This window comes from Streptomyces sp. DSM 116793 (genome assembly GCF_057320905.1).
Window position 1 is genome coordinate 8501020 of record NZ_CM170494.1, and the last position, 22873, is coordinate 8523892.

21 protein-coding genes are annotated in these 22873 nt (G+C 72.9%); 9 read left to right on the top strand and 12 right to left on the bottom strand.

Annotated elements, in window-relative coordinates:
- Positions 1 to 26: 26 nt before the first annotated feature.
- The 3 genes from ACSMXW_RS33510 to ACSMXW_RS33520 all read right to left on the bottom strand — a co-directional run bounded on the left by ACSMXW_RS33510 (position 27) and on the right by ACSMXW_RS33520 (position 3066).
- A complete protein-coding gene (locus ACSMXW_RS33510) occupies positions 27 to 1505 on the bottom strand; it encodes an amino acid permease (RefSeq protein ID WP_485801916.1) in 1479 nt (492 codons plus the stop codon).
- Between the two features lie 357 nt (positions 1506 to 1862).
- Positions 1863 to 2324, bottom strand: coding sequence for a universal stress protein (locus ACSMXW_RS33515; protein WP_485801918.1), 462 nt, complete (start codon positions 2322 to 2324; stop codon positions 1863 to 1865).
- Between the two features lie 79 nt (positions 2325 to 2403).
- Entirely contained in the window at positions 2404 to 3066 is a 663-nt protein-coding gene (locus tag ACSMXW_RS33520) for a class F sortase (RefSeq protein WP_485801920.1), read from the bottom strand.
- A gap of 329 nt (positions 3067 to 3395) precedes the next feature.
- Here ACSMXW_RS33520 and ACSMXW_RS33525 point away from each other — a divergent pair, with 329 nt between their 5' ends.
- Positions 3396 to 3887 carry a hypothetical protein gene (locus tag ACSMXW_RS33525; protein WP_485801921.1) on the top strand — a complete coding sequence of 164 codons (492 nt, stop codon included), beginning with the start codon at positions 3396 to 3398 and terminating at the stop codon, positions 3885 to 3887.
- Between the two features lie 208 nt (positions 3888 to 4095).
- Here ACSMXW_RS33525 and ACSMXW_RS33530 read toward each other — a convergent pair whose 3' ends face one another.
- Positions 4096 to 4725 (bottom strand): hypothetical protein, encoded by a 630-nt coding sequence (locus ACSMXW_RS33530; RefSeq protein WP_485801922.1) that lies wholly within the window; start codon positions 4723 to 4725, stop codon positions 4096 to 4098.
- A gap of 748 nt (positions 4726 to 5473) precedes the next feature.
- Here ACSMXW_RS33530 and ACSMXW_RS33535 point away from each other — a divergent pair.
- Together ACSMXW_RS33535 and ACSMXW_RS33540 are read left to right on the top strand one after the other, a co-directional pair.
- Entirely contained in the window at positions 5474 to 6286 is an 813-nt protein-coding gene (locus tag ACSMXW_RS33535) for an SAM-dependent methyltransferase (protein ID WP_485801924.1), read from the top strand.
- A complete protein-coding gene (locus ACSMXW_RS33540) occupies positions 6283 to 8418 on the top strand; it encodes a putative bifunctional diguanylate cyclase/phosphodiesterase (protein WP_485801926.1) in 2136 nt (711 codons plus the stop codon). Before ACSMXW_RS33535 ends, ACSMXW_RS33540 begins: the two co-directional genes overlap by 4 nt.
- Before the next feature lie 239 nt (positions 8419 to 8657).
- Here the strand turns inward: ACSMXW_RS33540 and ACSMXW_RS33545 are convergent, their stop codons facing one another.
- Complete coding sequence (locus ACSMXW_RS33545) at positions 8658 to 9539, bottom strand: LysR family transcriptional regulator (protein WP_485801927.1); 882 nt, start codon at positions 9537 to 9539, stop codon at positions 8658 to 8660.
- 131 nt (positions 9540 to 9670) lie between these two features.
- Here ACSMXW_RS33545 and ACSMXW_RS33550 point away from each other — a divergent pair, with 131 nt between their 5' ends.
- The 5 genes from ACSMXW_RS33550 to ACSMXW_RS33570 all read left to right on the top strand — a co-directional run bounded on the left by ACSMXW_RS33550 (position 9671) and on the right by ACSMXW_RS33570 (position 15155).
- Positions 9671 to 10342: a succinate dehydrogenase gene (locus tag ACSMXW_RS33550; protein WP_485801929.1), complete on the top strand. Its 672-nt coding sequence runs from the start codon at positions 9671 to 9673 to the stop codon at positions 10340 to 10342.
- Between the two features lie 2 nt (positions 10343 to 10344).
- The gene (locus tag ACSMXW_RS33555) at positions 10345 to 12312 is read left to right on the top strand and encodes a fumarate reductase/succinate dehydrogenase flavoprotein subunit (protein ID WP_485801931.1); all 1968 of its coding nucleotides are present in this window, start codon (positions 10345 to 10347) and stop codon (positions 12310 to 12312) included.
- Positions 12309 to 13058, top strand: a complete 750-nt coding sequence (locus ACSMXW_RS33560) for a succinate dehydrogenase/fumarate reductase iron-sulfur subunit (protein WP_485801932.1) — start codon at positions 12309 to 12311, stop codon at positions 13056 to 13058. Before ACSMXW_RS33555 ends, ACSMXW_RS33560 begins: the two co-directional genes overlap by 4 nt.
- A 349-nt stretch (positions 13059 to 13407) precedes the next feature.
- On the top strand, positions 13408 to 14178 hold the full coding sequence (locus tag ACSMXW_RS33565) for a GNAT family N-acetyltransferase (RefSeq protein ID WP_485801933.1): 771 nt from the start codon (positions 13408 to 13410) through the stop codon (positions 14176 to 14178).
- Positions 14175 to 15155: a lysophospholipid acyltransferase family protein gene (locus ACSMXW_RS33570; RefSeq protein WP_485801934.1), complete on the top strand. Its 981-nt coding sequence runs from the start codon at positions 14175 to 14177 to the stop codon at positions 15153 to 15155. Before ACSMXW_RS33565 ends, ACSMXW_RS33570 begins: the two co-directional genes overlap by 4 nt.
- A gap of 99 nt (positions 15156 to 15254) precedes the next feature.
- On the opposite strand, the gene ACSMXW_RS33575 is transcribed toward ACSMXW_RS33570, so the two are convergent.
- From ACSMXW_RS33575 to ACSMXW_RS33605, 7 genes are all read right to left on the bottom strand, one after another.
- Positions 15255 to 16268 carry an MsnO8 family LLM class oxidoreductase gene (locus tag ACSMXW_RS33575; RefSeq protein ID WP_485801936.1) on the bottom strand — a complete coding sequence of 338 codons (1014 nt, stop codon included), beginning with the start codon at positions 16266 to 16268 and terminating at the stop codon, positions 15255 to 15257.
- Positions 16269 to 16314: 46 nt separating this feature from the next.
- The gene (locus ACSMXW_RS33580; protein ID WP_485801938.1) at positions 16315 to 16530 is read right to left on the bottom strand and encodes a dodecin; all 216 of its coding nucleotides are present in this window, start codon (positions 16528 to 16530) and stop codon (positions 16315 to 16317) included.
- Between the two features lie 17 nt (positions 16531 to 16547).
- Entirely contained in the window at positions 16548 to 17510 is a 963-nt protein-coding gene (gene egtD / locus ACSMXW_RS33585; RefSeq protein WP_485801939.1) for an L-histidine N(alpha)-methyltransferase, read from the bottom strand.
- Positions 17507 to 18271: an ergothioneine biosynthesis protein EgtC gene (gene egtC, locus ACSMXW_RS33590; RefSeq protein ID WP_485801941.1), complete on the bottom strand. Its 765-nt coding sequence runs from the start codon at positions 18269 to 18271 to the stop codon at positions 17507 to 17509. Before egtC ends, egtD begins: the two co-directional genes overlap by 4 nt.
- Entirely contained in the window at positions 18271 to 19617 is a 1347-nt protein-coding gene (gene egtB / locus ACSMXW_RS33595) for an ergothioneine biosynthesis protein EgtB (RefSeq protein WP_485801942.1), read from the bottom strand. The genes egtC and egtB overlap by 1 nt, the downstream gene beginning before the upstream one ends.
- On the bottom strand, positions 19614 to 20894 hold the full coding sequence (gene egtA, locus ACSMXW_RS33600) for an ergothioneine biosynthesis glutamate--cysteine ligase EgtA (RefSeq protein WP_485801944.1): 1281 nt from the start codon (positions 20892 to 20894) through the stop codon (positions 19614 to 19616). The genes egtB and egtA overlap by 4 nt, the downstream gene beginning before the upstream one ends.
- Positions 20895 to 21111: 217 nt before the next feature.
- Complete coding sequence (locus ACSMXW_RS33605) at positions 21112 to 21579, bottom strand: type II toxin-antitoxin system PemK/MazF family toxin (RefSeq protein ID WP_485801945.1); 468 nt, start codon at positions 21577 to 21579, stop codon at positions 21112 to 21114.
- Between the two features lie 112 nt (positions 21580 to 21691).
- Here ACSMXW_RS33605 and ACSMXW_RS33610 point away from each other — a divergent pair, with 112 nt between their 5' ends.
- Positions 21692 to 22813: a LacI family DNA-binding transcriptional regulator gene (locus tag ACSMXW_RS33610; RefSeq protein WP_485801947.1), complete on the top strand. Its 1122-nt coding sequence runs from the start codon at positions 21692 to 21694 to the stop codon at positions 22811 to 22813.
- The last annotated feature ends 60 nt before the right edge of the window (positions 22814 to 22873 follow it).

Sequence of the window (22873 nt, forward strand, 5' to 3'; positions counted from 1 at the left end):
TCAAGGGGCGGCGGCGTCGCGTCCGGTCATGGGGCGGTGGTGTCCCGCGCGCTCGGCGGCGCCGCATCCCCCGCGGCGGGCGCCGCCAGCAGCGACCTGCGCCGCGAGTACCCGAAGTAGATCACCAGGCCGATCGCGAACCACACCGCGAACCGCACCCAGGTCACCCACTGCAGGAACGTGATCAGCCAGACGGAGAAGACCACACCGATCGCCGGCACCACCGGCATGCCCGGGGTGCGGAACGTCCGGGGCAGGTCGGGCCGGCGGTAGCGGAGCACGATCACTGCCACGCACACCACCACGAACGCCAGCAGAATGCCGATGTTGGTCAACTCGGCCGCCTCGCCGATCGGCAGGAACCCGGCGATGACGGCGGAGGCCGCGCCCACGATCCACGTCACCCGGGTGGGCACCCGCCGGGTCGGGTGGGTCTTGGCGAACCACTTCGGCAGCAGCCCGTCCCGGCTCATCGAGAACCACACCCGCGTCACCCCCAGCATGAAGGTGAACATCACGGTCAGGATGCCGATGATCGCGCCCACCGCGATCACGTCGGCGAGGGACCCGAGCCCCACCGACTTGAACGCCGAGGACAGCCCGCTGGCCTTGTCGATGTGCCGGTAGTTCTGCATGCCGGTGAGCACCAGGCAGACCAGTACGTAGAGCACCATCGCGATCACCAGCGAGTAGATGATCGCCTTCGGCATGTGCCGCTGGGCGTCCTTGGACTCCTCGGCGGCCGTGCTCATCGCGTCGTAGCCGAACACCGCGAAGAACACCGTCGCCGCACCCGTGAAGGCGCCCCCTACCCCGTAGGGGAAGTACGGGTGGTAGTTGCCGGTGCTGATGTGGAAGAAGCCGACGCCGATCACCAGCAGCACGACCAGAACCTTCAGGCCCACCACGAACGTCTCGAAGCGCGCGGCGTTCTTGATGCCCAGGTTGAGCAGGTAGGCGATGAGCAGACAGAGCAGCGCCGCGATCAGGTCCACCCGGTGGCCGCTGCCGGTGCCGGGCGCGCCCAGCATCCAGGTCGGCAGGTGGGCGCCCATGTCGCCGAGCAGGAAGGTGAAGTAGCCGGAGATGCCGATCGCCACCACCGAGACGATCGCCGTGTACTCCAGCAGCAGGTCCCACCCGATGCACCAGCCGGCCAGCTCGCCCAGCACCGCATAGCCGTAGGTGTAGGCCGAGCCCGCTCTCGGGATGAGCCCCGCGAACTCCGCGTACGACAGCGCCGCCGCCGCACTCGCCACCCCCGCGATCAGGAAGGACACCAGCACGGCCGGGCCCGCGGTGCCGTTGGCCACCGTGCCGGCCAGCGCGAAGATGCCCGCGCCGATGATGCCGCCCACCCCGATCGCGGTGAGCTGCCACAGGCCCAGGGTCCGGGTCAGCTGCTCGCCCTCGCCCCCCTCGGCGCCCGGCGCGCTCCCGGCCTCGGCGATCTGGTCGATCGGTTTGCGGCGGAGTACGCCCTCGCCCATACGGAGTCGCGCCATGAGGACCCACCTCTTCGCGGACGGCAGTCGGCTGATGGCCGATCATGATGTCTGACGAACGTCCGGGAGGGAAGACACCGCACCACGGACCGTGTGTCACGGCCGCCCGGCCATGACACACCGTCGCACGTGCGTCACGGTGTGTACGCGCCCGGTGCCTCCCACGGCCACCGGTCACCGTTCGTGCCGCAACCACGGCACCGGCCTGCCGTCGCCGGCCACGGCACCCCACCGCACCAGACCACCGTCGCCGGTCAGGTACCACCGAACCGGTCCGCCGTCGCCGGCCACGGCACCCACCGCACCAGACCCCCGTCGCCGGCTACGCACCTGCCTCCGCCGGCCCACCGCGGTGGCCTACGGCACCACCGTCACCGGCCACCGGCCCGCCTTGACCAGCCGGATCGCCACCGAGCCGACGAAGCGGTGGCCGGCCTGCTCCGAGGCGCCCACCACGACGGCATCGGCCTTGAGTTCGTCCGCGGCGGTCACCAGGCCGTTGTAGGGGTCACCGCGGAAGGTGTGGAACTCCCAGCGCACCTCGAATATGTCCTTCACCCGCTCGGCCGCCTTCCGGATCTCCCTGGCCAGGCTCTCGGCGATCTCGTCGGTGGTGTCCGCGACCGGTACCCCGAGCGCGGCGCCCGCAGCCATCACCGGCTGTACGTACACGACGGCGAGCAGTGCGTGCTGCCGGCGGGCCAGCCCACCCGCGTAGGAGGCGGCGCGCAACGAGGACTCCGAGCCGTCGACGCCGACGACGATCACCTTGGGACCGTCCGTGCCGCGCTCGAACCGGGTGGACTGCTGATCGGTCACAGCCGTGAGGCTAGCGGAACCGGTTGGTCCGGGACCCCGGGGGGACGGCAGCAGCTTCCGGGACCGCGTGGCACGGCTGTCAGCGCACCTCCACCATGCGCGCGAACACCACCACGTTGCCGTCGTAGCCGCGCTGCTTGGAGAAGCCGCCGCCGCAGGTGATCACCCGCAGCTCCGGCTTCCCCGTGCTGGCGTAGACCCGGTCGCCCGGGAAGTTCTCCTTCTCGAAGAGCTCGACCCCGTACACCTCGAAGACGGCGGTGCGCTGGTCCCGGCGCCTGACCTCGATGTGGTTTCCCTGCTTCAGCGAACCGAGGCCGTAGAACACGGCCGGGCCCCGGGCGTTGTCGACATGGCCGACGATGACGGCCGTGCCCTTCTCACCGGGGGACACCGCGCCGGTGAACCAGCCGGCGAGGTTGGGATCCTCGGGCGGCGGCGCACCCACCCACCCGTCCGAGTCGAGGCCCACCGGGGTGACCGGCGCGTCCACCTTGATCTCCGGGATGGCTACCCGGTCGACCATCGAGTACGGCAGCGGCTGCAGCCCGGGGGCGGGCACCCCGACGGCGAAGCTGGCGCTCGGTGCCGCCGCGGAGGCGGGCTGCGGGGGGCCGGTGTTGAACTCCCCCGAGCCGTTGCGGATCAGCGCGAGACCGGTGAGCAGGACCAGCGCGAGCGCGCCCCACGGCGTGCGCTTCCTGGGCCGTTCCTCCTCCTCGGCCGACTCGGACGAGAACATTCGCTTATCCCCTCTCGACGCGGCGGGCGAGCCGCGCGGTGCGCTTACCAGCACGGTAGGCGCACCGCCCCCGGGCGGCGACGCGGCAGCGGCGAACGGGTGGCGCCGACACTTCGGTGCGCCATCCGAGTCCCGCCCGCCGGGAAATTTCTGATGCGAGGTGACCTGCGGCGATCCAGGCGGGCGCAGGGGGCTCCGGCGTGTCGTCTCACCGGGACGGACGAGTCCCGACATGCGACCCTGCGCACCGCATCTGAGGGTCTGTCTGGAAGGCGTGTTCACCGACCCACCGGGGACGGCTCCCCGGGCGCCTTCCGCGGAGGATTCCCATGCGCAGATTCCGAGCCCTGGCGGTCTCGGCCCTTACGGCCACCGCCGTAGGACTCGCCGCCCCCACGGCCGCGGCCTGGAACGACCCCAACAACATCACCGTCAGCCCGCAGGTCGTCGCCCGCGGCGGTCAGCTCACCATCACCGTCGACGCCGCTGAATGCCGGGTCCCCGGCGGAACGGTGGAGTCGCCGGCCTTCCCCACGACTCGGCTGCAGCCCTTCGAGCCCAACAGCAACCGCGTCACCGCCACCGTCCGGGTCTTCAACAACGCCAACCGCGGCTCGTACGACGTCACGGCCCGGTGCGACGGCACCACCCTCACCAAGCGGAACGCCTTCACCGTCATCGGCGGTGTGCAGGGCGGTCTCGGTGGCAGCACCACCGGCGCCGCCGGCAGCGACATGCTGGTCGGCGGGGGGCTCCTGGCGGCGGCCCTGCTGGGCGGCGGCCTCGTGCTGCGGAACCGGCGCGCCGAGAGCAAGGCCTGATCCCGGGCCGCTCCCGGCGGTCCGGTCGTGGTACCACCCCACCAGCACGGCAGTGGGGGCCGCCGTCCGGCGCGACCCCGCCGCCCCCGACCACCCCATGCCCCCCTCACCCCTCTGACGCAGCGCGGCCGCGCACCTCGTGCCCGGGCCGCCCGTACGGTACGGCCCTTCACCCCGGGACCACCGCTTCCGGGGCGAAGGGCCGTGCTCACCCCGCCACCCGCCCGGTCCGCTTCCGCTCCGCGGACACACGGGACTCACCGGACTCGGCGGGCGTCACCCGCACGACGCCGGGGTGGCGCCGGGCGCGGCGGTACACCAGGGCCAGCGCGCCGGCGATGAGCGCCGCGCCCACCCCTATCTCCTGCAGGTCGAAGCCGCGCAGGGTGCCACCGAAGCCGGCCCGCACACCGTGCCGCGCGAAGCCGTCGTCGGCGGCGCGCCCGTGGGCCGTGCCCGCGCCGGCCGTGACCGTCAGCTCGCGGGTCCGCACACGCCCGTCCGCGCAGACGAAGGTGACCCGCTGCGCCCCGTGAGGCCGTGCCGCCCCGGGCACGGTCGCCGTGCCCGCGCCGGAGTGCTTCTGGAGGGTCACCGTGCCGAAGAGGGGGGAGGTCGCCGTGGTGTCGCCGTGGCAGCCGCGTGCGGTGAGGGTGACCCTGCCGCCGGCGGCGATCACCGCCGGCGTGACCATGGCCTGGAACGGCTCGTCACCGAGGCCGGCGGCGGTGGGTGGCACGGCACCGGGCCGCGAGGCGGCGGCGGCCGGGACGGGAGGTATGAGGGCCAGCGCGGCGGCACCGAGCAGGGCGGCCGAGGCGGTGCGTATGGCGCACATGGGGCGTCCTCCACCTCCCGAGGAGCACCCTGCGGACTTGTTCCGCTCGCGTCGTATGCACCTCGATGTCCCCTACGCTAAGGAGGCGCGCGGCGTGGCGCGATCGCTATCGCGCGAACGGGGTAAGGCGCGGGACCGTTCGGGTGCCCGGCGCCCGACAGGGGCCGCGAGGCCGTGTCGTGGGGCACTCCCACGCCCTTCAGACAGTGGGGGAGGCTCCGCCGCGTGGGCGCGGGCAACCCGTGCACCGGCCGTTGGTCAGGCTGCGGCGGAGACTGCCCCTGCGGGGCGTCCCCCACTGCCTGAAGGGCGTGCGAGGTGCCCTGGACGTGACGGTCGTCGTGGCTTGTCGCGCGGTTCCCCGCTCCCCTGTCCGGACGCCGGGCTGCGCATCCGCAAGGACGAGAACCGGCCATTCCGTCATGGCGACTGAACCCGGCGTACGACGGTACATGCGCGTGCGCGACACACCCCCGGACCGGAATCCGAGCCGCCATCACCTCGGGATGCCCCGGAACCGCGCAGGGGTCCGGTCTCGGCTGCCGCGTACCGAAGCGGCCCCAAGGTGCGCTACGCGCATCTTGGCAGACTTCCGACAGATTCAACGGTTTTACGTCCGTCGATTTACGGCACTTGCCGCAGGCAGTGACCGAGAACGGACCGCCAATTTCCGTTTGGGCTCGCTCCTTTGGCGGGCGATCAGTAGCCTCAGCTCGAACACCGGATCGTCCGAGCCTTGGAGACTTTGATGGAGCGTCCGCCGTGGGCACCGCCGGGCATTGATGTCTCGGTGCCCAGCGTGGCCCGCATCTACGACTTCTACCTGGGCGGTTCGCACAACTTCGAGGCCGACAGGGCGGCGGGCCGCAAGGCCATGGAGGCCATGCCGGGGCTGCCGAGGATCGCCCAGGCGAACCGTGCCTTCATGCGGCGGGCGGTGCAGTACGCCGTGGCCGAGGGCATCACGCAGTTCCTCGACATGGGCTCCGGAATCCCGGCCTTCGGCAATGTCCACGAAGTCGCCCAACAGGCCCACCCGGACGCCCGGGTGGTGTACGTCGACCACGACCCGGTGGCCGTCGCGCACGGCCGGGCGGTCCTCGAAGGCAATGCGGCGGCGGACGCGGGCACGGCCGATCTGCGCAGGCCGCGCGAGGTCCTGACGCTCGAACCCGTCGGACGGCTGCTCGATCTGCGGCGGCCGGCCGCGCTGTTGCTCGTCGCGGTGCTGCACTTCCTCACCGACGCCGACGATCCGTACGAAGCCGTGCGCGCCCTCCGGGACGCCATGGCACCGGGTAGTCTGCTCATCCTCACGCACGTCTCGGAAGAAGGGATCCCCGTCCCGGCCGAACAGGCGGGCAGAGCACTGGATGTGTACAGGGACATCCGCAATCCACTGATCATGCGCTCGCGTGACGAGATCGCGCGGTTCTTCGAGGGGTACGACATGGTGGAACCGGGGCTCGTGCCGCTGCCGTGCTGGCGGCCGGTGACCGCTCCCGAGGAGGAGGACCCCTTCGCCTTCTGGGGCGTCGCCGGTGTGGGGCGAAAGGCGTGACCGCGGAGCCGGACGGCCCGGAAGACAGACTGCGCAGGTTCACGACCATCTGGAGCCGGGCGGTCTTCCCGGTCACCGCCACCTCGCTGAACCGCCCGGAGTTCGAGGAGCGGCTCCTGCCGCTCGCCCGGCAGCTGCGCGACGCGCTGCTCGCCCGCTCCTTCGACGCCGCCCCCGGCCAGCGGGTCGGTGCGGCGCTCGTCGACGCGCACTGCACCGACCCGGAGGCGCTCAGCCGCACCCTCGACGTGGTCGACGCCTATCTGGTGCTCTATTGCGGCGGCGAAGGCCCCCAGGAGGAGCTGCGGTCCCGGTGCTCCCGGGTGCAGCACGCCGTCGCGGCCGGCTTCGCCGGCGCCCTGCGCGAGCGCACCCTCGCCGAGCAGGAGGCCGTCGCGCGCGCGGCGCTGGACGCCCGCGGCACCGTGGCCCTGGCCCTGCACGCCAGCGAGGCGCGCTTCCGCGCGGTCTTCGAGGAGGCCGCGATAGGCATCGGCATAGCCGACCTGGACGGCACCGTCCTGGAGGCCAACGACGCCCTGGTGCGGATGTTCGGCGGCTCCGAGCAACTCATTCGCGGCCGCAAAGTCACCGACTGGACACACCCCGACGACACCCCCCACATATGGCGGCTCTACGAGGAGCTGGTGCGCGGCGACCGTGAGCACTACCGCGTGGAGAAGGCCTTCTACCGCCCCGACGGCACCGTGCTGTGGACCAATCTGACGGTCTCCCTGCTCCGCGACGCCGAGGGCCGCCCGCAGTACCAGCTGGCGCTGATGGAGGACACCACCGAGCGCAGGCTGCTCAACCTCCGGCTGCGCTACGAGGCCACCCATGACGCGCTCACCGGACTGCCCAACAGGACGCTGTTCTTCGAACGCCTGGAGAAGGCGCTCGCGGCCGGCGAGGACAAGCGCTTCGGCCTCTGCTATCTCGACCTGGACGGCTTCAAGACCGTCAACGACAGCCTGGGGCACGCGGCCGGCGACCGGCTCCTGGTGGAGGTCGCCGACCGGCTCCAGGCCTGTGCGACGGCGCCCGGCGAGATGGTCGCCCGGCTCGGCGGCGACGAGTTCGTGGCGCTGACGTCGGGACCCGCCGACGAGACCGACGTCGACGACCTGGCCGGCCGGATCATGAACGCGCTGGGCACCCCGGTCCGCATCGAGGGCCGTGAGCTGACGGTACGCGGCAGCATCGGCATCGTGGAGGGCCCCGCGAAGGAGCGCAGCCCGGCCGAGGTGCTGCGCAGCGCCGACATCACCATGTACCGGGCCAAGTCGGCGGGCGGCAACCGCTACGAGCTGGCCGACCCGGAGGCGGACGCCCGCGCCATCACCCGGCACGGCCTGACCACCGCGCTGCCCGCGGCCCTCGAGCGCGACGAGTTCTTCATCGAGTACCAGCCGCTGGTGCACCTCGGGGACGGCAGCGTGCGGGGCGCGGAGGCGCTGGTGCGCTGGGCGCATCCGCAGCACGGGGTGCTCGGGCCCGACCGGTTCATACCGCTGGCCGAGGACACCGGCCTGATCGTGCCGCTGGGCCGCTGGGTGCTCGAGGAGTCCGTGCGGCAGGCCAGGCGCTGGCAGGAGCGGCACACCGAGGCCGGGCCGCTGCGGATCAATGTGAACCTCTCGCCCTGCCAGCTCCAGCATCCGGGGCTGGTCGCCGACACGGTCGACATCCTGGACCGGCTCGGGCTCGATCCGTCCGCGCTCTGCCTGGAGGTCACCGAGTCGGCGCTGATCGGAGCCGACGACGACCTCCTCAAGCCGCTGCGGCGGCTGGCCGAGATGGGCGTGGACATCGCGCTCGACGACTTCGGCACGGGTTACTCGAACCTCGCGAACCTCCGCAGGCTGCCCGTGAGCATTCTCAAGCTCGACCGCTCGTTCACGCGGGGCATGCAGCAGTTTCCCGCAGACCCGGTCGACCTCAAGATCGTCGAGGGGATCGTGTCACTCGCGCACAGCCTGAGTCTGTCGGTGACCGTGGAGGGCGTGGAGACGGGTGCGCAGGCAGAGGCCCTGCGGGACATGGGCTGTGACACCGCCCAGGGCTGGTACTACGCCCGCCCCGGCCCACTCGACCGCCTCCACCACCTCGCCCTGGCCGACGCGACCGGCTGACGCCCGCGCCGTGTGAGGGGCGGCTCAGCGCCGTCTTGCCGGTGGTCCGGACATGTCTGGAAATGTCCCTCTGGGTCGGCGGTGGTGTGCGGCTTTCGTTGGGTTGGGCCGCGCACTTCCCCGCGTCGTGGCTTGTCGCGCCCATGCGACGATGCCCCCACTGCCCGAAGGGCCCGGGAGGTGTCACACGGCACGGCCCCGCGCCCCCGGGTGTACCGGGGCTGTCCGGGGCCGCGCGGTCACCGCGACAGGAGCATCCGCTGGAGTTCGCGCGCCGCCCTGGGGGGCGCGACGTCGCTGCGGTGGGCCAGCGCGATGGCCCGGTGCAGACCGGGGCGGGCCAGCGGAGTCACCCGCAACCCGTGGCCGGCCCGCTCGGCCACCATCTGCGGCACCACGGCCACCCCGAGACCGGCCCGTACGAAACCGAGCACCGCGTCCATCTCGCCGCCCTCCACCGCGAAGGCCGGCTCGAAGCCCTCGGCGCGGCAGGCGGCCACGGTCAGCTCCCTGAGGTCGTAGCCGTGCCGGAACATCACCAGGCGCTCGCCCTCAAGGTCCGGTACCCGGACCACGTCCCCCGAGCCCGGCGCCGGCGAGTGCGGTGAGGAGACCACGACCAGGTCCTCGCGGAGCAGCTCCACCGTGGTGAGCGCGGGGGAGGGGGTGGGCAGCGGCAGCACGACCAGCGCCAGATCCAGCGCACCGCGCGCGAGCTCGCGCACCAGGTCGTGTGAGCCGCCCTCCTCGATCAGCAGCCGGATGCCCGGATAGCGGTCGTGGAAGTCGCGCAGCACGTCCGGCAGCAGACCCGTGCAGAGGCTCGGTGTCGCGCCGAGCCGAACCCGGCCGCTGCGCAGCTGGGCCAGCTCCTGGACCTCCTGGCGGGCCGTGTCGGCGTCCGCCAGGATCCGGCGGGCCAGCGGCAGCAGCGCCTCGCCCGCGTCGGTCAGCGTGATGTTGCCCCGGGCGCGCCGGAAGAGATCGGCGCCCAGCTCCCGCTCCAGCGACCTGATCTGCTGGGACAGTGACGGCTGGGCTACATGCACCAGCTCGGCGGCCCGGGTGAAGTGCCGGGTCTCCGCGACCGCCACGAAATACTGAAGCTGCTGGAACTGCATGGGGTCAGTTTAACCAATTAATAGGCGTGGCCTATCGAAATGAGCTGTTCCATCTCTTGGACCGATCGGCCCCCTTGGTTCTAACGTTCTGTGACATGGCTCTGGCAACGCGGACGGACCGACGGCCGTCCATGACACGCACCCTCTGGGACTCGTCGGTCGGCAAGAAGACGGTGATGGCCGTCAGCGGCCTGATCATGCTGCTCTACCTGGTCGTCCACATGTACGGGAACCTGAAGATCTTCTTCGGCCCCGGCACGTTCAACGACTACGCCCACTGGCTCCGCACCATCGGCGAACCGTTCATGCACTACGAGTGGACGCTCTGGGTGATCCGCGTGGTGCTGGTCGTCGCCGTCGTGGCGCACGCCACCTCCGCCTACCAGCTCAGTCGCCGCGACATCAAGGCCCGCCCGAGCAAGTACGTGCACACCCGCGCCCGCGCCAGCTACGCGACCCGCACGATGCGCTGGGGCGGGATCATCCTCGGCCTCTTCGTCGTCTGGCACATCCTGGACCTGACCACCGGCACCGTGCACTCCGGCGGCTTCCAGCCGGGCCACCCGTACCAGAACGTCGTGGACACCTTCTCCACCTGGTACGGCAACCTCATCTACATCGTCGCGATGCTGGCGCTCGGCCTGCACGTCCAGCACGGCTTCTGGAGCGCCGCGCAGACCCTCGGCGTCGGCAGCCGCACCCGCGACCGGGTCCTCAAGATCATCGCCAATGTGCTCGCCGTGGTTCTGACGGCGGGCTTCATCGCCGTACCCGTCGGCGTCATGACCGGATTGGTGGCCTGAACATGACCTCAAGCAGCGACTACACCGAATACGCCGCCTACACGACCGGCGAGCCGGTCGCCGACACCAAGGCCCCCGAGGGACCGATCAACGAGCGCTGGGACACCCGCCGCTTCCAGGCGAAGCTGGTCAACCCCGCCAACCGCCGCAAGCACACCGTCATCGTCGTCGGCACCGGCCTCGCCGGCGGCTCCGCGGGTGCCACGCTCGCCGAGCAGGGCTACCACGTGGTGCAGTTCTGCTACCAGGACTCGCCGCGCCGGGCCCACTCCATCGCCGCGCAGGGCGGCATCAACGCCGCGAAGAACTACCGCAACGACGGCGACTCCGTGCACCGCCTCTTCTACGACACCGTGAAGGGCGGCGACTTCAGGGCCCGCGAGTCCAACGTGCACCGGCTCGCCCAGATCTCCGTGGAGATCATCGACCAGTGCGTCGCCCAGGGCGTGCCCTTCGCCCGTGAGTACGGCGGCCTGCTCGACACCCGTTCCTTCGGCGGCGTCCAGGTCTCCCGCACCTTCTACGCGCGCGGCCAGACGGGCCAGCAGCTGCTGCTCGGCGCCTACCAGGCGCTGTCGCGGCAGATCGCGGCGGGCAATGTCGAGATGCACCCGCGCACCGAGATGCTGGACCTGATCGTCGTCGACGGACGGGCCCGCGGCATCGTCGCCCGCGACCTGATCACCGGCAGGATCGACACCTACTTCGCGGACGCGGTGGTGCTCGCCAGCGGCGGCTACGGCAACGTCTTCTACCTGTCGACGAACGCCATGAACTCCAACGCCACCGCGATCTGGCGCGCACACCGCAAGGGCGCCTACTTCGCCAACCCCTGCTTCACCCAGATCCACCCCACCTGCATCCCGCGCACCGGCGACCACCAGTCGAAGCTGACCCTGATGAGCGAGTCGCTGCGCAACGACGGCCGCATCTGGGTGCCGAAGGCCAAGGGCGACACCCGCCCGCCGAACGAGATCCCCGAGGACGAGCGCGACTACTACCTGGAGCGCATCTACCCGTCCTTCGGCAACCTCGTCCCGCGTGACATCGCCTCCCGCGCCGCGAAGAACGTCTGCGACGAGGGCCGCGGCGTCGGCCCCGGCGGCCAGGGCGTCTACCTGGACTTCGCCGACGCCATCCGCCGCATGGGCAAGGACAAGGTCGCCGAGAAGTACGGCAACCTGTTCGACATGTACGAGCGGATCACCGCGGAGAACCCGTACGAGGTGCCGATGCGGATCTACCCCGCCGTGCACTACACCATGGGCGGCCTCTGGGTCGACTACGACCTGCAGACCAGCATCCCCGGCCTGTTCGCCATCGGCGAGGCCAACTTCTCCGACCACGGCGCCAACCGTCTCGGTGCCTCGGCGCTGATGCAGGGCCTCGCGGACGGCTACTTCGTGCTGCCGTCCACGATCAACGACTACCTCGCCCGCCACCCGCACCACGACGAGGTGACCGCCGAGCACCCGGCCGCCGTCGAGGCGCGCAAGGAGACCGAGGAGCGCCTCGAGCGGCTGCTGGCCGTCGACGGCGACCGCACGCCGGACTCCTTCCACCGCGAGATCGGCGAGCTGATGTGGGAGTTCTGCGGAATGGCCCGCACCGAGTCGGGGCTGCGGAAGGCGCTGGAGCGTATCCCCGCGATCCGCGAGGAGTTCTGGCGGCGCATCAAGGTGCCCGGCACCGGCGAGGAGTTCAACCAGTCCCTGGAGAAGGCCAACCGGGTCGTCGACTACCTGGAGCTCGCCGAGCTCATGTGCCTCGACGCCCTGCACCGCAGCGAGTCCTGCGGCGGCCACTTCCGCGAGGAGTCGCAGACGCCGGACGGCGAGGCGGCCCGCAGGGACGACGAGTTCTCCTACGCCGCCGCCTGGGAGTTCACCGGCACCGGCCGCGCTCCCGTCCTGCACAAGGAAGACCTGGTCTTCGAGTATGTCCACCCCACTCAGCGGAGCTATGCATGAAGCTCACCCTGCGCGTCTGGCGGCAGAAGAACGCCGACGCCGAAGGCGCCATGTCCACCTACGAGGTGGACGGCATCTCGCAGGACATGTCGTTCCTCGAAATGCTCGACACCCTCAACGAGGAGCTCATCCTCAAGGGGGAGGACCCGGTCGCCTTCGACCACGACTGCCGTGAGGGCATCTGCGGTGCCTGTAGCCTCGTCATCAACGGCGAGGCGCACGGCCCGGAGCGCACCACCACCTGCCAGCTGCACATGCGGGCGTTCCAGGACGGCGACACGATCGACATCGAGCCGTGGCGTGCCGCCGCCTTCCCGGTCGTGAAGGACCTGGTCGTGGACCGGTCCGCGTTCGACCGGATCATCCAGGCGGGCGGCTATGTCACCGCCCCGACCGGTGCGGCACCCGAGGCGCACGCCACACCCGTCCCCAAGGCGGACGCGGACTTCGCGTTCGAGCACGCCGAGTGCATCGGCTGCGGCGCGTGCGTGGCGGCCTGCCCGAACGGTGCGGCGATGCTCTTCACCTCGGCGAAGGTCAACCACCTCAACGTGCTGCCGCAGGGCGCTCCCGAGCGGGAGAGCCGGGTGCTGAACATGGTGGCCCAGATGGACGAGGAAGGCTTCGGCGGCTGCACCCTCACCGGTGAGTGCGCGACGGCCTGCCCCAAGGGGATTCCTCTGATGTCCATCACCGGCATGAACAAGGAGTGGCTGCGGGCCACCCGCAAGGCGGGCCAGCGGTAGCCCCCTTGGGGCGAGCCTGCCTTCAAGGCCCGTCCCGGTGCCGTGTAGGGGCGCGGGGAACTGCGCGATCAGCCACGACGAGACCGTCGGGTCGTCACCGTCCCGGAGGGGCAGTCCCTGTCGTGCAGGGACCACCGGCAGGTGGTGGTTGCCCGCGCAGTTCCCCGCGCCCCCGAGGGCACCGGGCCAGGCACCGGAAGAAGGGCTGAACAGTCCCGTTCAGCATCCGCTCACTCCGGCTCCCGCCGAAGGTCATGTGCACGCCAGCAGGCGGCGGAAGAACTGACACCACGGACCCACCGCGGTCCGTGGTGTCCCCGCCCTCGCCGCCTGTGACCAGGAGAGAGCCATGACCGCCGTCCCCGCCCTCGCCGCCCCGCCCGCGCCCCCGGCCCGCTACACCGTCTCCCTGGCCCGTGCCGAGTCCGACGTACGGGCCGCCCAGCGGCTGCGCCACGACGTGTTCGCCCTGGAGATGGGGGCGAACCTGCGGGGCGCCACGGAGCCGGGCCTCGACACCGACGCCTTCGACGCCTACTGCGACCACCTGCTCGTCCGCGACGAGGCCACCGGACAGGTCGTCGGCACCTACCGGCTGCTGCCGCCCGAGCGTGCCTCGGTCGCGGGCCGGCTCTACGCCGAGAGCGAGTTCGACCTCGGCGCGCTCGACGGGATCCGCGGCTCCCTGGTGGAGGTCGGCCGCTCCTGCGTGCACCCCGCGCACCGCGACGGCGCCGTCATCGGCCTCATCTGGGCCGGCATCGCCCGCTACATGACCGACGCGGGACACGCGTGGCTGGGCGGCTGCTGCTCGGTGCCGCTCGCCGACGGCGGGGCGCTCGCCGCCGGCACGTGGGACCGGGTCCGAGAGCGCCACCTCGCGCCCGAGGAGTACCGGGTGCGGCCGCTGCTGCCGTGGCACCACGAGGACATCGCCCGGCAGGACCGCACCGAGCTGCCGCCGCTGCTGCGCGGCTACCTCCGGCTCGGCGCCTGGGTCTGCTCGGAGCCCGCGCTCGACGCGGACTTCGGCGTCGCCGACCTCTACGTGCTGCTGCCCATGCGCCGGGTCAACCCCCGCTACCTGCGGCACTTCCTCTCCCTCGTGCCCGCGTCATGACCACCTGGCAGCCCAGCACGCCCTGCACCCCCGCCGCCTGCATCCCCGGCACGACGCCCCTGGCCGGTGTGCCGCGGGCCCTGTTCAGGCTCGCGGCCCTGGCGGCCGTGCTGTGCGCCGGGATCGCCCTCGCCCCGGTGGCCGGCCGTTGCGCCCGCGGCCCCCGCGAACGGCTCGTCAGGCTCTGGTGCCGTGCCGTGGTGCGGGCACTGGGGGTGGCGATCAGGGTGACGGGGGAGCCGGCGGCGCCGGGCGGGGTGCTGATCGTGGCCAACCACATCTCCTGGCTCGACATCCCCCTGCTCGCCGCCGTCCGGCCCGCCCGGATGCTGGCCAAGTCGGAGGTACGCGGCTGGCCCGGGGCGGGTGCGCTCGCGATCCGCGGGCGCACCCTGTTCATCGACCGGTCGAGGCCGCGTGCCCTGCCCGGCACGGTGCGGGAGATCGCCGGTGCGCTGCGCGCGGGCTCCGCCGTGACCGCGTTCCCCGAGGGCAGCACCTGGTGCGGCAGGGGCCAGGGGGCCTTCCGGCGGGCCGTCTTCCAGGCGGCGCTGGACGCGGGCGCGCCCGTGCAGCCGGTGCACCTGCGGTATGCGGCCGCCTCCGGCGCCCAGAGCACCGTTCCCGCCTTCATCGGTGCGGACACCCTGCTGGAGTCGGTGTGGCGGGTCGCGACGGCCCGGGGACTCGTCGCCCATGTGCGGGTACGGGCCCCGCTCGCGCCCGCCGGCCACCCCGACCGCCGCGCCCTCGCCCGCGCGGCGCAGGCCGCCGTGCTGAACGGCCACACGCCGGCCCACCCGGCACCGGCCCGAGCCGTGCCCGCCCCTCCGGTGCCGGCGGGCGCGGCTCCCATCGGCCCGGCCCCCGCGGGCGCGACGCACACCGGTCATGCCCCGGAGGGGCGCGGCGCACCCCCGGCCGGCTACCGCGATCGCGGTGCGTGTGCCTCGATGAACCGAGCGCGACAGACGTAACGAGGGGAGCAGGATCAGGAGCGGGTCGAAAACGAGCCGGTTGCCGGGCGGGGGTCCGCCGGCGGCCCCGCCATGCGTGCTCAGGGCGTCCATGCGTGCTCAGGGTGTCCGGGGGGTGAGCCCGGCGATCCGGGCCAGCCGCGTGTGGGAGTCCAGCAGGGCCACCCGGTCATGGGTGCTGGTGGTGACCAGCACCTCCTGGGCCCCGCTGTCCTTGATCAGCGTCTCCAGCGCCTCGGTGACCTGCTCCTCCGTGCCGTGCACATGCCCGCGCAGCGCCGACTCGTACAGCTCGCGCTCCTTGGCGGTCATGGGGCGGTCCGCCACGGCCTCGGCGGGCGGGAGCGGCGGAAAGGTGCCGTGCGTGCGCGAGTGGGCCGACGACCAGGCCTCCGGGATCAGCAGGCGGTGCGCCGCCTCCTCGGTCGCGGCGACCGCGACCGTGCCGGCCACCACGACATACGGTTCAGCCGCCCATGGCGAGGGCCTGAACCCCTGCCGGTAGCGGTCGATGGCGCGCAGCATCCGCTCCCGGCCGCGGACGTCACCGATCACCAGCGGCAGCCCGGCCCCGGCCGCGATGTCCGCGCCCTCGCCGGTGGCCAGCACGAAGGCGGGCACCCGCAGGCCCTCGGCGGGGCGCGCGTGCGCCCGGGTCGGGGAGCCGCCGCGGAAGAAGCCCAGCAGCTCGGCGAGCTGCCCGGCGAAGTCGTCCGCGTCGTCCTTGCCGCTGCCCAGCGCCCTGCGCACCCCGTCGGTGAACCCCACCGAGCGGCCGAGACCCATGTCGATCCGGCCCGGGAACAGCGACTCCAGCACGCCGAACTGCTCGGCCACCACGTACGGGCGGTGGTTCGGGAGCATCACACCGCCCGTGCCCACCCTGATCGTGCGGGTGGCGGCGGCCACCGCCGCCGCCAGCACGGTCGGTGCCGAGCCGGCGACACCGGGTACGCCATGGTGCTCGGAGACCCAGAACCGGTGGTAGCCGAGCCGTTCGAGCCGGACCGCGAGACGGACGGTGTCCCGCAGCGCCCGGGCCTCGCCGTACCCCTCGCGCACGCGCGAGCGGTCCAGCACGGAGAAGCGGGTGGCGGTGATGACGGAACTCACCTTCACCTCAACGCCCGGGCGCCGTCAGGATTCCCGGCCGTGCTCGTCAGCCGTCCTCCTCCAGGCGGAAGCCGACCTTCAGACCCACCTGGTAGTGCTCGATCTGCCCCTCCTCGATCTGCCCGCGCACCTCCGTCACCTCGAACCAGTCGAGGTTCCTGACGGTGCGCGAGGCCCGCTCGATGCCGTTGCGGATGGCCTGGTCGACCCCCTCGTGGGAGGTCCCGACGATCTCGGTGACCCGGTAGGTGTGATGGGACATGGCGATCTCCCTTCCTCTCACACGGCCGTGCTCAGCGAGAGCGCGAAGCGCCCCGCCGCGTCCGTCCACCAGTGGGTGCGCTCCAGTCCCGCCGCGGCCAGCTCGGCGCGTACACCGTCCGGGCGGAACTTGGCGGACACCTCCGTGCGCAGGTCCTCGCCGGCCGCGAAGTCGACGGCGAGGTCGAGCGCACGGATCTTCACCGTCTGGGCGGCGCGCGAACGCAGCCGCATCTCGATCCACTCTCTCTCCGGGTCCCACAGGGCCACGTGAGTGAACATGTCCGGGTGGAAGTCCGCCGCCAGCTCGCGGTTGACGACCGCCAGCACGTTCTTGTTGAACGCCGCCGTCACCCCGGCCGCGTCGTCGTACGCCGCGACCAGCACCCCCTCGTCCTTCACCAGGTCGGTGCCGAGGAGCAGTGCGTCCCCGGGGGCCAGCAGGGCGCGCACCGCGGACAGGAACGCGGCCCGCTCGGGCGGCAGCAGATTGCCGATGGTGCCGCCGAGGAACGCCACCAACCGGGGACCGGGCGCCTCGGGCAGCGTGAGGCCCCCGGTGAAGTCGGCGATCAGCGCGTGCACGTCGAGATCCGGGCGCTCCGCGAGCAGCGCCTCGCCCGCCAGGGCGAGCGCGCTCTCGCTCACGTCCACCGGGACATATGTGTGCAGGCCGGTGAGCGCGTCCAGCAGGTGCCGGGTCTTCTCCGAGGAGCCGGAGCCCAGCTCCACCAGCGTGCGGGCGCCGGTGGCGGCGGCGATCTCCGCGGCGCGCTCGCGCAGGATCTCGCGCTCCGCACGGGTCGGGTAGTACTCGGGCAGCGCGGTGATCTCCTCGAACAGGGCGCTGCCGCGCGCGTCGTAGAACCACTTGGGCGGCAGGGTCTTGGGCATCCGGGTGAGGCCCTGCCGGACGTCCGCGCGCAGCGCGGCGCCGGTGGCGTCCTCGGGCAGGGTGCGGGTGACGCGGAACGGGCTCATGCCGTGACCTCCTTGAGCGGGGTCAGCTCGACGTCCGAGGGGGTCGCCACCAGCAGCGACCGCTCCGGAACCGGCTGCCAGCCCGCCTCGTCGTCGTACGGCTCGGAGGCCACGACGACCCGGGGGCCCGGACCGGTGCGGTACCACAGGGCGTCACCCCACGATGTGGCCATGATCGCCGAACCGTTCGTCAGCAGCAGGTTGAGACGCGACGCGGGCGCGGCCCGCGCCACCTCCAGGACGGTGTCCGCGAGCGCCTGCCCCGCCCGGTCGCGGTAGTCGCCGTGCCGCAGCCGGTGCAGCACCAGCGCCCACAGCAGAGCGGAGTCGCTGCGCGCCGCGAGCCGCAGCAGGGCGGCGGGCGGCAGGCCGGCGGCGAGCGGCGCCAGGGAGTCCGGCCAGCCGCCGACGGCACCGGTGTGGCTGAACAGCCAGGGACCGTCGGCGAACGGCGCCGCCGCGGCCTCCCCGTCCGCGCCGGGCAGCGTGGCGTCGCGGACCGCCCCGAGCAGCGCGCCCGTGCGCACCACCCGGGCCAGGTCCGTCACCGACTGGTCGGCCCAGATCGGGCCCGAACGGCGGTAGCGCGCCGGCACCGGGTCGCCCTCGGCGTACCAGCCGACCCCGAAGCCGTCAGCGTTGACGGTGCCGTGCTGCTGCCGGCGCGGCGCCCACGACTGCCGCAGCAGGCTGTGCGGCGGTGCGAGAAGCACCTCGCCGAACGGCACCGTGGGCCCCAGATAGGCCAGGTGCCGGCACATCAGAGGGCCCCCTGAGAGCCGTCGGCGGGCGTGGCGTCCCGTGCCGTGCGGAAGCCGGAGAAGATCTGCCGCCGTATCGGATAGTCCCAGTTGCGGAACGTGCCGCGGCACACCACCTCGCCCATCGCGAACGAGCCGCCCCTGAGCACCTTGTACTCGGGTCCGAAGAACACCTCCGAATACTCCTTGTAGGGGAAGGCCGTGAAGCCCGGGTACGGCAGGAAGTCGCTCGACGTCCACTCCCAGACGTCCCCGATGAGCTGGCGCACCCCGAGTGGCGACTCGCCGGCCGGGTAGCTGCCCGCGGGCGCCGGGCGCAGATGCCGCTGGCCCAGGTTGGCGTGCTCGGGACGGGGGTCGGCGTCGCCCCACGGGAAGCGCATCGAGCGCCCGGTCGCCGGGTCGTACCGGGCGGCCTTCTCCCACTCGGTCTCGCTGGGCAGCCGGCGGCCGGCCCAGCGCGCGTAGGCGTCCGCCTCGTACCAGCTCACGTGCAGCACCGGCTCGTCCGGCGGCACCGGCTCCGTCACCCCGAACCTGCGCCGCAGCCACAGGCCGCCCTCCTGCCGCCAGAACAGCGGCGCCGAGATGCCGTGCTCGCGGATGTGCGCCCAGCCCTGCGGCGTCCACCAGCGCCGCTCCTCGTACCCGCCGTCGGAGATGAAGAGCTGGAACGCGCCGTTGGTGACCGGCACCGTGTCGATGAAGAACGGCGGCACCAGCCTGCGGTGCGCCGGGCGTTCGTTGTCCAGCGCCCAGGGCTCGGTGGAGGTGCCCATGGTGAACGGGCCGCCGGGCACCAGCACCTCGGGAGGGCCCGCGAAGCCGGACGGCTCGGGATCCGGGGCGGTGAGGGCCGCCGGGCCCCGGCGGAGCTGGTGGGTGATGAGCATGGTCTCGTCGTGCTGCTGCTCGTGCTGCGCGATCATGCCGAAGGCGAAGCCGTCCCGGGTGAGCGGCGTGCCGCGGAACTCGGTGCGCTCCAGCACGTCGAGGGCCCGGCCGCGCACCTCGGCCGCGTAGCCGCGGGCCTCCCGGGGCGCCAGCAGCGGCAGCGTGGGCCGCTCGGAGCGCGGGTGCTCGAAGGCGTCGTAGAGCGGGTCGATCTCCGGGCGCATCGCGGCGCGGCCGGCCACCGCGCGCAGCAGCCACAGCTCCTCCTGGTTGCCGATGTGCGCGAGGTCCCACACCAGGGGCGACATCAGCGGTGAGTGCTGCGCCGTCAGGTCCGCCTCGTCCACGCACTCGGTGAGCAGGGCGGTGCGGTCGCGGGCGGCGAGCAGGGCCGCGAGGGCGCGTCCTCGCAGTGCGTCGGGGTCGGTCGTGGGGGCGGTGGGATCGGTCATGACAGCACGTCCTTCCCCTGCTGGGTGAATCGGTCGATCAGTTCGTCCGCGGGGCAGCGCCCGCGGACCACATAGCGCTCGGCGTAGCCGCCCACGGCGTCCAGGACGGCCGTGGTCGCGCCGATCCTGGGCAACGCGTCCAGCGCGGCGGCGAAGCAGACCACGGCCGCGTCGTGCAGCTCCGGGTCGGCCAGGGCGTGCCGCGCGGCGGCCAGCCAGAGCGCGTTGCGCGGCGCGGGCCGCGGGCCCGCGCGCTCCGCCAGCGGTTTGACGGCCCGGTAGGCGGTCTCCGCCGCCGCGGCGTCGTCGAAGAGCGCGGCCGTCACGGCCAGCGGCACGATCCAGCCGTCGTCGCCCGGCTGGGCGTCGATCATGCGCAGTTCGAGGTGGCCGCGCGGCCGCACCGGCGGGAAGAGGGTGGACAGGTGGTAGTCGAGGTCGGCCCTGGTCGGCGGCCGGGGCGCCCCGTTCAGCGCCCAGGCCCGGAAGGACAGGCCCTCGGGCACCAGCCAGGGTCCGTCGTCGGCGCGCACGCACATCACGGGGGCGTCCAGCGCCCGTCTCGCCCACGCGGCGCGCGGCTCCTGGTCGAGGCCGGGCGCGGCCGACCTGCCCGGCTCGATGCCGGCCCACAGCGCCTGCCGGGTGGAGCGCCACCCGCTCGGCCGCCCGCCGATCAGGGGGGAGTTGGCGAACGCGGCGACCAGCACGGGGCCCAGCAGATGGGCGAGCCGCCAGCGTCTGCCGTGGCCCAGCGGGCCGGGCTCCTCGTGGCCGGCGTCGACGCAGACCTGCACGGAGGCCGAGGAGCACATCATGCCCCGGCCGGCCGGGCCCGCGCGGTCCAGGTAGGTCTCCATGGCGTCGTACCGGGGTTCGCGCAGCAGCCGGGCGGGCGGGCGCCACGGGTCGGTACCGAGGCCGGTGAGGGTGAGGTCGAGAACGCGGAGTGCGGAGCGCACCAGCGCCAGGTCGGCCGAGACGGCCGTGACGCACTCCATCAGGGATGCGGCGGGCAGCGAGCTCAGCTCCAGCTGGCCGCCGGGTTCGACGGTCAGCGCCGAACTCAGGGGCAGGGCCCGCACGGCGGCGCGTGCCGCTTCGAGGCGGGCGGGGGTGATGGGGACGCGCGGGCGGTGCGGCTCGTGCAGCAGCCACTCCACCTCGACACCCAGCGTCCGCGGCGGTCCGGTCTTGAAGCAGATGCCGCGCACCAGGGCGTCCAGGTCGGCCTCGGCGATGTCCGGGCCGACCTCCGTACAGTTCCCCTCGGTCATATCGGGAGCCTCCTGATCCTCCGGTCGAGAACCATGAGCCGGCCAGGTCCCCGGTGGACCCGGCCGGCCGCACCTGTCCCACCCAAGCCGATCACGACGGCGCACACAAGGGTATTTCGAACTTACGGACGATTACAGGGTGCGGACAACCCCGCGCGCGCCGGGCCCGGTACGGACCCGGGGGAAGGCCTCGGGCCGCGGGGCCCCGGGGGCTGCGTCACCGCCAGCCGTAGCGCTCCCGCAACCGGTGGATCACCAGGTTGAAGCGCATCCGGTCCAGCGCACACGCCTCGCGCCGCATGCCTTCCTCGTGCACTCGCAGCACCCGGTCCACGTCCACCCATGAGTCACGGCCTTCCCGGTCCCACGGCCCGCTCCCGATCGGCACCCACTCCCGGTCGCGGTCGTGCCGCTTGCTCGACAACTGCACGGCGAGCAGGGTGCCCGCCGCCTCGCGCGCGACGACCAGCACCGGCCGGTCCTTGCCGCGGCCGTCGTTCTCTTCGAACGGTACCCACGTCCAGACGATTTCGCCGGGGTCGGGATCTCCGTCGTGCTCCGGGGCGTACTCGGTGCGCACCCGCCCGACCCGGTCGGGGCGGGCCTCGGTGGTGGCCGTGGGCCCGCTGCGGCCCGGGGTGTCGTCGGTCTGCCGGAGATCGATGCGCTCAGTCACGCGGGTCACGTTAGAGCCGGGGGCCGGCCGCGCTCCGGGCGGGGCGGCCCGCTGCCGGAAGGCCGTGGGTTTACGGGAGTTCCCCCCACAGCGGCGCGTGAGTGGAAAAATACGGGGCGTCATGGCGCAGATACCGAAACCGCATGGACCGCAGCCGACCGGGGGACGGCGCTCGGGCGCCCCGGCGTCCGCCCCGTCCGCGGGGGCGCCCGCCGCCCCCGCCGTGCCCCGCACCCCCGGGCCGGTCATCCGGCCCGCCCCCACCAGTGCGGACGTCGCCCGCCTCGCCGGCGTCTCCCGGGCCACGGTCTCGTATGTGCTGAACAACACCAGCACCATGCGGATCAGCGAGCCCACCCGCCGGCGGGTCAGGGCGGCGGCCGAGGAACTGGGCTACGTGCCGCACGCCGCCGCCCGCAGCCTGCGTGCCGGGCACAGCCGCATGGTCCTGATGCCCTCGTCGAACCTGCCGCTGAGCCCGCTCTACGGCAGCTTCCTGAACGATCTCCAGGCGGCGCTGGGCCGTCTGGAGTACACCGTCGTCCAGTACGGCGGCCTGGGGCGCACCGGCGACGCCGCGGCGCGTGCCTGGGCCGAGCTGCGACCGGTGGCGGTGCTCGCGCCGTCCGGGGCCGGCCTGGGACCGGAGGGCGTGGCGGTGCTCAAGCGCTCCGGCGCACGCGCGGTGCTCACGCTCGGCCCCGAGCGGGTGGACGGCGCGCACGCCCTGCTCACCGACCACAGCCGGGTCGGGCGGTGCGCCGCCGCGCACCTGCTGGCCCGCGGCCGCAGGCGGATCGGGGTGGTGGTGCCCACCGAGCCCGGCCTGGAGGTCTTCTCCCGGCCCATCGCGGAGGGCATGCGGCTCGCCGCCGAGGACACCGGTGCGGAGATCACGGAGGTCCCGCTCGCCCACACCGAGGAGGCCGCCGCCCGGCTCGCCGGGCGCTGGCGCGGCCTCGGCCTCGATGCGGTGTTCACGTACAACGACGAGTACGCGATGCTGCTGATGCGTGCGCTGCAGGACGAAGGCGTGTCGGTGCCCGGCGACACCGCGGTGATGGGCGCGGACGACCTGCTGCTCTGCCGGTTGCTGCGGCCCCGGCTGAGCACGGTCCGGATCGGGCTGCCGTCCGGTCAGGCGCTCGCGGACCTGGTCGACCGGCTGGTGCGGGCGCCGGGTGTGCGCGCCGAGGCGCACGATCTGCTGGCGGCTACGGCGGTGCAGCGGGAGTCCACGTAGGCGCCTGCGGCGCCGGGGTGCCGTTCCGTGAGGTGCGGCCCCTGTTCGGCTGCGGGCTGT